We start from the raw sequence: 7036 nt of genomic DNA, 5'->3' as shown, positions 1-7036 counted from the left end.
CGGTTGATGTCGGGTAGTTTACACCAGCTCTAGGTGGATCTCCGCTTTTAGCCGTTGGGGGAGGGAAATTTTGAATACATCCCCCTGATTCATTTCCTGGGCACCTTTCATGCTGGCCAGGGCTTCCACCACTTCTTCGGAGTTGGCGGTTAGCACCACAACGGGGCGCTCGCAGGCAATGGGGAAATCGTGCCACGTGCCGAGGTGCAGCAGCAGCCCATGCCCGGCAGGGAATCGCAGGGCTTGTACTTTGTCGAGATCGGGAGCTGCTTTGGGATGGTTGGGAGGAGCCATCACCATGATGAACGGCTCTTGCCCCAGGCCGACAAACAACTGGGTCATACGCATGTGGCGCTCCAGCCAGAGCACAGGTGGATATCCGGGCAGGATCTTAGCCGTACGGATAACGGCTCTGCCGGTGTATTGAAAGTCGATGTTCTGTCCTTCCAGGACACGCCCCTGATAAAAGGGGATCCCCAGCCCAGGATTGGCCACATCGTCCCCTATAAGTTGGCCGAAGGGTTGCACATTTTCTGGGGTGGCATCCACAATCGGCACCCGGACAACGGTGGTGGCAGTTGCAGTCGTGCTCATGGTTTGCATCCTCGCTCTTGATTGGACTGGGGTCAATTGGATTGGAGTCAGGCTTTCTATCTTAATTAATTGTCTTATTGAGATTAATTGTCTTATTGAGAGCAATAGGTAAAGAAACGGTTTTCCCGGTAACGGTCTATACATCTTTGATTCTTATTTAAATTCTTAACTTTGATTCTTAACTTTGTTCTTCTCGAGGGCTTTGCGGGTTAAACCACCGCTCGATGATGTGGCGAATTTGCCGGGCGGCAGTGCCATCGCCAAAGGGGTTTTGGGCTTGGGCCATGCGGGCATAGGCTTGTGGGTCTGTGAGCAATTCTCGGGCTGCCTTCAGGATCTTTTCGGGGTGTGTGCCTACCAGGCGGGCGGTGCCGGCAGCAATCGCTTCAGGACGTTCGGTGGTCTGCCGCAGCACCAGCACCGGTTTGCCCAGGGCAGGGGCCTCTTCTTGAATGCCGCCGGAGTCGCTGAGGATGAGGGTACAGCGCTGCATGGCGCTCACCCAGAGGGGATAGTCCAGAGGCTCAGTGAGAAAAGCCCGCTCATGGGATCCCAACAGGGCTTGCAGGGGATCCCGCACCAAGGGGTTGGGATGGAGGGGCAAAAGAAGGGCGGTATCGGGAAACTCGGCCAAGATCTGCAGCAGAGCCTTGCCGATGGCGGTTAGGGGATCCCCCCAATTTTCCCGCCGGTGCACGGTAACCAACAGGACACGGTAGCGCTGCCAGTCCAGCCCGGGAATGGGGCAGGGGATCCCTTGGGAGGCCACCTGCAGTAGGGCGTCGATGACAGTGTTGCCGGTGCAATGGATGGATCCCACCACGTGGCTTCGCTTCAGGTTGTCAACGGCTTGGGGGGTAGGGGCAAAGTGCAGGCTGGCCAACTGGGAGATCAGGCGGCGATTGACCTCTTCGGGGAAAGGATTGTAGAGATCATCGGTGCGCAGTCCGGCTTCCACATGCCCAACCGGGATCCGGTGGTAAAAAGCTGCCAAGGCGGCAGCGAAGGCGGTGGTGGTATCTCCCTGCACCAAAACCAGTTGAGGATGTTGCTCTTGAAAGTAGAGTTCTAGGCCCCGCAAGGTGGCTTCGGTGATGTCCGTCAAGCTTTGGCGGGGGCGCATGATCGCCAGATCCCGATCCGCTTGCAGACCGAATAGCCGCATCACCTGATCCACCATTTCCCGATGTTGTCCGGTCAAGATCAGCTCGGTGCGCAGATGGGGACTGGCACGCAGAGCTTGGATCACCGGGGCCAGCTTAATGGCTTCGGGCCGTGTGCCCAAGATCACGGCAACGAGGGGAAGGGAGGCCATAAGCTCAAGGACATCGGCACCTGTAGGAGATGGGAAGCGCAGCTCATTGAAGCAAGGCCACCAACAAACCACTAACAAAAACCACTAACAAAACAGAGGCGGCGAAGGGCGTGGGTTGCTCAAGGTCGCAAGCCACCGAGATGTAGACTCTGCTGAGTCAGGCTGAGGGCAATGTCGAGACGAGAGGAACCACAAGGGGGCTATTGCTGCTCACCCCGATCTTACCCCTCCAGCTGCCCCGCCGATTGTTCACCGGATGAGCTGGAGAAAAAGGGTTGACGGGATCCCACTCCTGCAACTAGCCTAAAGGGAGCTGAAGAGATCCTCTTCTGGCTGTCCGGGTTGTTTCGGTTAACCTTTTTGGAGGAAAACGTTCAACAGCATGGACGCTTCCGGTAGTCGTAGCGCCAGCCACCAGTGGATGGTCTTCGAGGAGCACGTTCTTGAAGATTGGGCTCTTACTGGTGTCTTCCTTTTCCCCGCTGACAGCTTCTGTCGTCGCTTGAGAGGATCCCGTTTCGCCAACGCGAAGGGGTGGGAGAGTTTTCCCGGCTAGCTTTTGACTTGGGTGGCTCTCTCAGTCGGCGACGAACAGATGAGCTGAGCAGAGCCTTACCTGAGCAATGGGTTTGTGCAGCCCTGTTCAGAAAAGGGGAGATCAGGAGTAATTCCGAGGGGATTCCCCTTGACTTTCCCGTTGTGGGTTTTGGGGTTTCCGCAGGCCTGGGGATCCCTTGGAGTCCCTCTTATCGGCTTGGGCGCTTGCGATCCAAGCTGGGCTTGGAGGCCTGGCGCTAGACCTACGGCTTGCTGCGCGGCCATCCAAGGGTTTCAGGGCTTCCCTGTGAGCCTCGGAGCACCGGTTGGCTGTTGACCTCCTGGTTCTCTTCATCCCGGCTGACCTCAACGTTCGGAGGTTTATCATGCGGCACAACGTTCTTCGCGATCTCCTAACCCCTGCTTCCTTGGAAGCCGCCAAGCGAGAGGCCAACCGCGCTCCCATTGCCGAGCTGGTGCAGCAGTTGATGGAGATTTCACCTCGGCAGCGGGTACTGGCTTTTCGCTTGCTGGAAAAAGACAGAGCCATTGCAGTGTTTGAGTATCTGCGGCCCGAAGAGCAGGCCGATCTCATTCGCAGCATGGAAAGCCCAGAAGTGATCCAGCTCATAGAAGCTCTGCCACCTGATGAGCGGGTACGTCTGTTTGAGGAGTTGCCGGCCAAAGTAACCAAGCGCCTCATTGCCAACCTCAGCCCAGAAGCTCGGGAAGCAGTGAATATCTTGCTGGGTTATCCAGAGCGCAGTGCCGGTCGGCTGATGAACCTGCGCTACTTGTCGGTACGGGATACCATCACCGTCGGGGCTGCTCTGGCCAGCGTGCGGGACTCTCAACTGGGAGACGATGAGCTGGATGTGATTTTTGTGGTGGACGATCAGCGGTTCTACAAAGGTTTGGTTCGCACCGTGCGCCTCGTGAAAGCAGATCCGGATTTGCCCATTCGGGAGCTGATTGAGGGATCGGATATTTTTGCTCGGGTTACCGACCGGGATCTCCAGGCAGCCCGTTTGCTCAAAGATTCCGGCTTGCCGGCCATTCCGGTGGTGGATACGGAAGGGCGCTTGGTGGGAGATATCACCTTTGAAGATGTCATCAACTTGGTGGAAGAAGAAGCCACCGACGCCGCTCTGGCCCAAGCAGGGGTGGGCAACTTGCTCAGCCGAGACAAGGTTTGGAGCGAGCGCCTGGTTAAAGGCTCCCGTTGGTATGCCGTCCGCCTGCGCATCACGTTTTTAATCATCACCTTGATTGGCGGCATGTTGGTGGGGGGAGTGATCGAAACCTTTGAGGAGGTGTTGCAAGCAGTAACGGCAGCGGCTATTTTCATCCCCTTGGTCATGGATATGGGCGGTAATGTCGGTACCCAATCTACGACCATCTTTGCCCGTGGCTTGGCTTGGGGCCACATCAACGTGCGGCAGTTTCTCCCCTATTTGCTGCGGGAAGCCAGCATTGGTGGCATTATCGGTGTGATCCTGGGGGCCACGGCTGGGGTGATTGCCTACTTCTGGCAGGGGGCACCCAATGGGATCCCACAATTGGGTCTAGCGGTGGGCTTGGCTCTGGCCATTGTCCTCACTTTGGGGGCTATCTTGGGCGCCATTTTGCCCTGGGTGATGTTAAAGCTGGGCTTTGACCACGCTCCGGGAGCGGATCCTTTTATCACCACCATTAAAGACTTCACCGGCCTCTGGGTGTATTTCACCCTGGTGGCTTGGCTAGTCGGGGTTGAAGTGGAGCTCTAGGGCTGCGCCGGCGCTGGATCCAGGGGGCACCTCACCGGCAAAGCGCGTTCCAGGAACGAATAATCCAGCCCTTCTTGAGAAATCAGCCTTTCAGAGTCTCGCCACAAGGCCATCGCGACGGCGGCGCAGAGCACTTTTACGAGGTGTCCTTTGACCAACGAAGGGTTACAGCAAACATTTAGGAGGTGTGCCATGACCTTGAAAGTTCTATCTCCCTTGGCTGCTGCTCAATTTCGGTCACGGCTGCAGCAGTATGCCTATCGGGTGGGCATAACCTGTGCTTTAGAAACAGGTGGTAAGCTGGCCCCAGAATCCGCCTTTGCTCAACTGGAAGCCCTCTGGCAAACCTTGCAACAGGAAGCCACTGCCCTTGGGATCCCAGATGAGGATGGCTAAACTTTATCCTTTCACGAGAACCGGAGCATGACCTGGATTGACTTCGCCTTGCGTTTGGCCGTTGCCTTTGTCCTGGGATCCCTCATTGGCCTGGAGCGACAGTGGCGGCAGCGTATGGCCGGCTTACGCACCAACACCTTGGTGGCCACGGGTGCAGCTTTGTTTGTCATGCTCTCGGTTCTCACCCCTGATGAAAGCAGCCCGACCCGTATTGCGGCCCAAGTGGTATCGGGGATTGGCTTTTTGGCCGGTGGCGTGATTCTTAAGGAAGGAGCCAGCGTCCGTGGCCTGAACACTGCCGCCACCATCTGGTGTGCAGCCGCGGTGGGAGCCTTTGCCGGATCGGGGTACATTCCCCAAGCTGCCATTGGGGCCGCAGCTGTGTTGATCTCCAACGTTGTGCTGCGTCCGCTGGGCTACCGCATCAACCAGCAGCCCCTAAAGGGCACAGAACTGGAACTGGTCTATGAGTGTTCATTTGTCTGCAAAAGCCAAGCAGAGGCCCACATCCGCGCCTTGCTCCTGCAGGGTATAGCTCCCACCCATCTCAAACTGCGCGCCCTCTACAGCGAAGACCTGGAGGACAAGCCCGATCTGGTCAAAGTCGAAGCAGAGCTGGTCACCCAGACCCGCGACGACCAGGCCCTAGAACTTGTCGTCAGCCGCCTCAGCCTAGAGCCAGGCGTGATCACTGCCCGATGGCGGATCATCGAACAGGAATTTGGCTGATCCCGGATCCCAGCAGCTCCCAACCGGTTAGCAACGCAAACACCAGAAATAAGCCGCCCCCCACCCAATGCACGGCGCGTTCAGAGATGTGAGCTGCTAAAAAACGACCTCCCACCACCGCCAGCCCCACCATCAGTCCATGGCCGAGAGTAGCCCCTGCCCAGACGCTCAATCCCGGGTGGGTGGCCGCCAAGGAGACGGTGGCAATCTGGGTTTTATCCCCGAACTCGGCCAAGGCCGTCAAGCTAAAGGCTTCCCACACCACAGCCCAAGCACCGCCGCGGCCCGCCCCTTTTTCTTCTGCCTGCTCCACCAGCCTGAGGGCTTCTTCCTCTTCTTCTTTTTCCTGCTGGGGAGTCATCTTGTAAGCTTGCCAGAGCATTCTCAGCCCAAAAGCCGCGAAAACCCCAGCCGACAACACTCGCACGCCCAGCGGCGGCAGCAGCTTGAAAAGCACCTTCCCGGCCACCACCGCCAGCAAGGTCATCACGGCCAAAGCCAGCCATGTTCCCAAGAAAACCCAGCGGCGCGGGTGCCGCATAGCGAGAATCAGGGGGGTAAAAAAGGTTTTATCCCCAAACTCCGCTACGGTGACCAACAGCAAACTTGACGCAAAACCAGCCCACATCGTTTAGCCTCCAACCTCTCTTGTGTGTGGAATCGGTTCACACCTAGAGGTGAAGGCTGGGAAAGTCAGACGGACTCACCAAGCTCACCTCTGCGTGAACTCAGTGAAAGTCTCGTCACCAAAGCAGCCTGCCGGGCTTGCTTTGTCTCTTGCACCGGGCTGTTTTTAGCCAGTATGTCGATGCAGAGGGCGGTAAGCCGCCTGACTACTCCCTTTCCGTCTGAATGGTAGCATGCTGAGCTCCCAGTGGGAGTCATTCATTCAAGCATTCAAGAAAAGCTCTCCAATGGGATCCCCCAAGACTTGCTGTGCCTTGGCCGATATCAGTGCCGCGCATCGCTTACCAGAGGATTGTGAAGGAGCGGCAGGCTATTATGATCACGGTTGAGGAGAAAATCAGGGGAAAACCACGTGGATGCAAAGTTAGTCTTGGTGGGGGTTGCTCTTGTCCTCTCTCTGGCAAGTTTCTACTTCGGCACCCGCAACGGCTTTTACGACACCGACAAGTATCACGGCAATGGCTCTGCTCATTAGAGCCGGGCGCTGGTGATTTTTTTATGGATCCCTTGCCCAGAAGGGCTTCCCTCCAGAATACAGGCAACGTCGGCGAGGGCTGGGTGCGGCAATATCTCTGTCAGCAGGGCTGGCAGATCCTGGCCCAGCGGTGGCGCTGCCCTTGGGGCGAGCTGGATCTGGTTGCCCACAAAGCTGATGTGCTGATTTTCGTAGAGGTGAAAACCCGTAGCCCCGGTAGCTGGGATCGAGGCGGGCTTTTGGCGGTTGGGATCCCCAAGCAGCGACGCTTGATCCGGGCTGCCCAAGCCTTCTTGAGCCAGCATCCCCACCTCTCCGAGTTGTCCTGCCGTTTTGATGTCGCGCTGATAGAACGTCGGGCCTCCAGGGAAGGGGTAAGCTACGCTTTGGTTGACTACCTGCCAGCGGCTTTTGAGATTTGTTGAAGCAAGCTTATCCGAGATGCTGTGGGAGCTTATGGCCGTTTCAGGTTAGGTGAGATGCCTGGGCTGCTGAGACAAGCCCTCTAGCCCCGCGCATTATTGCTCCGCAACGCTA

General features: G+C 57.3%; 8 protein-coding genes. 5 read left to right on the top strand and 3 right to left on the bottom strand.

Annotated elements, in window-relative coordinates; translation table 11 throughout:
• Positions 1-18: 18 nt before the first annotated feature.
• Entirely contained in the window at positions 19-594 is a 576-nt protein-coding gene (locus NW819_RS07920) for an ureidoglycolate lyase (protein ID WP_414388025.1), read from the bottom strand.
• A gap of 178 nt (positions 595-772) precedes the next feature.
• Positions 773-1909 (bottom strand): non-hydrolyzing UDP-N-acetylglucosamine 2-epimerase, encoded by a 1137-nt coding sequence (gene wecB / locus NW819_RS07915; protein WP_414383584.1) that lies wholly within the window; start codon positions 1907-1909, stop codon positions 773-775.
• 923 nt (positions 1910-2832) lie between these two features.
• Here wecB and mgtE point away from each other — a divergent pair.
• The 3 genes from mgtE (at position 2833) to NW819_RS07900 (ending at position 5337) form a co-directional block, all read left to right on the top strand.
• Positions 2833-4212: a magnesium transporter gene (mgtE, locus tag NW819_RS07910; RefSeq protein ID WP_414413426.1), complete on the top strand. Its 1380-nt coding sequence runs from the start codon at positions 2833-2835 to the stop codon at positions 4210-4212.
• Between the two features lie 192 nt (positions 4213-4404).
• Positions 4405-4608, top strand: a complete 204-nt coding sequence (locus NW819_RS07905) for a hypothetical protein (protein ID WP_238376758.1) — start codon at positions 4405-4407, stop codon at positions 4606-4608.
• Between the two features lie 27 nt (positions 4609-4635).
• Positions 4636-5337, top strand: coding sequence for an MgtC/SapB family protein (locus NW819_RS07900; protein ID WP_414413425.1), 702 nt, complete (start codon positions 4636-4638; stop codon positions 5335-5337).
• Here the strand turns inward: NW819_RS07900 and NW819_RS07895 are convergent.
• Positions 5315-5941: a TMEM165/GDT1 family protein gene (locus NW819_RS07895; RefSeq protein WP_414413424.1), complete on the bottom strand. Its 627-nt coding sequence runs from the start codon at positions 5939-5941 to the stop codon at positions 5315-5317. The two genes, NW819_RS07900 and NW819_RS07895, sit on opposite strands and share 23 nt — an antisense overlap.
• A gap of 435 nt (positions 5942-6376) precedes the next feature.
• On the opposite strand from NW819_RS07895, the gene NW819_RS07890 reads away from it, so the two are divergent.
• Positions 6377-6499, top strand: coding sequence for a hypothetical protein (locus NW819_RS07890; protein ID WP_011429573.1), 123 nt, complete (start codon positions 6377-6379; stop codon positions 6497-6499).
• Between the two features lie 23 nt (positions 6500-6522).
• The gene (locus NW819_RS07885; protein ID WP_011433700.1) at positions 6523-6924 is read left to right on the top strand and encodes a YraN family protein; all 402 of its coding nucleotides are present in this window, start codon (positions 6523-6525) and stop codon (positions 6922-6924) included.
• Positions 6925-7036: the final 112 nt, after the last annotated feature.

The sequence above is a fragment of the Synechococcus sp. R8-2 genome (assembly GCF_047461715.1).
GTDB lineage: Bacteria > Cyanobacteriota > Cyanobacteriia > Thermostichales > Thermostichaceae > Thermostichus.
Note: the sequence above shows the minus strand (reverse complement) of the source record. Positions and strands in the feature narration are given on the sequence as shown.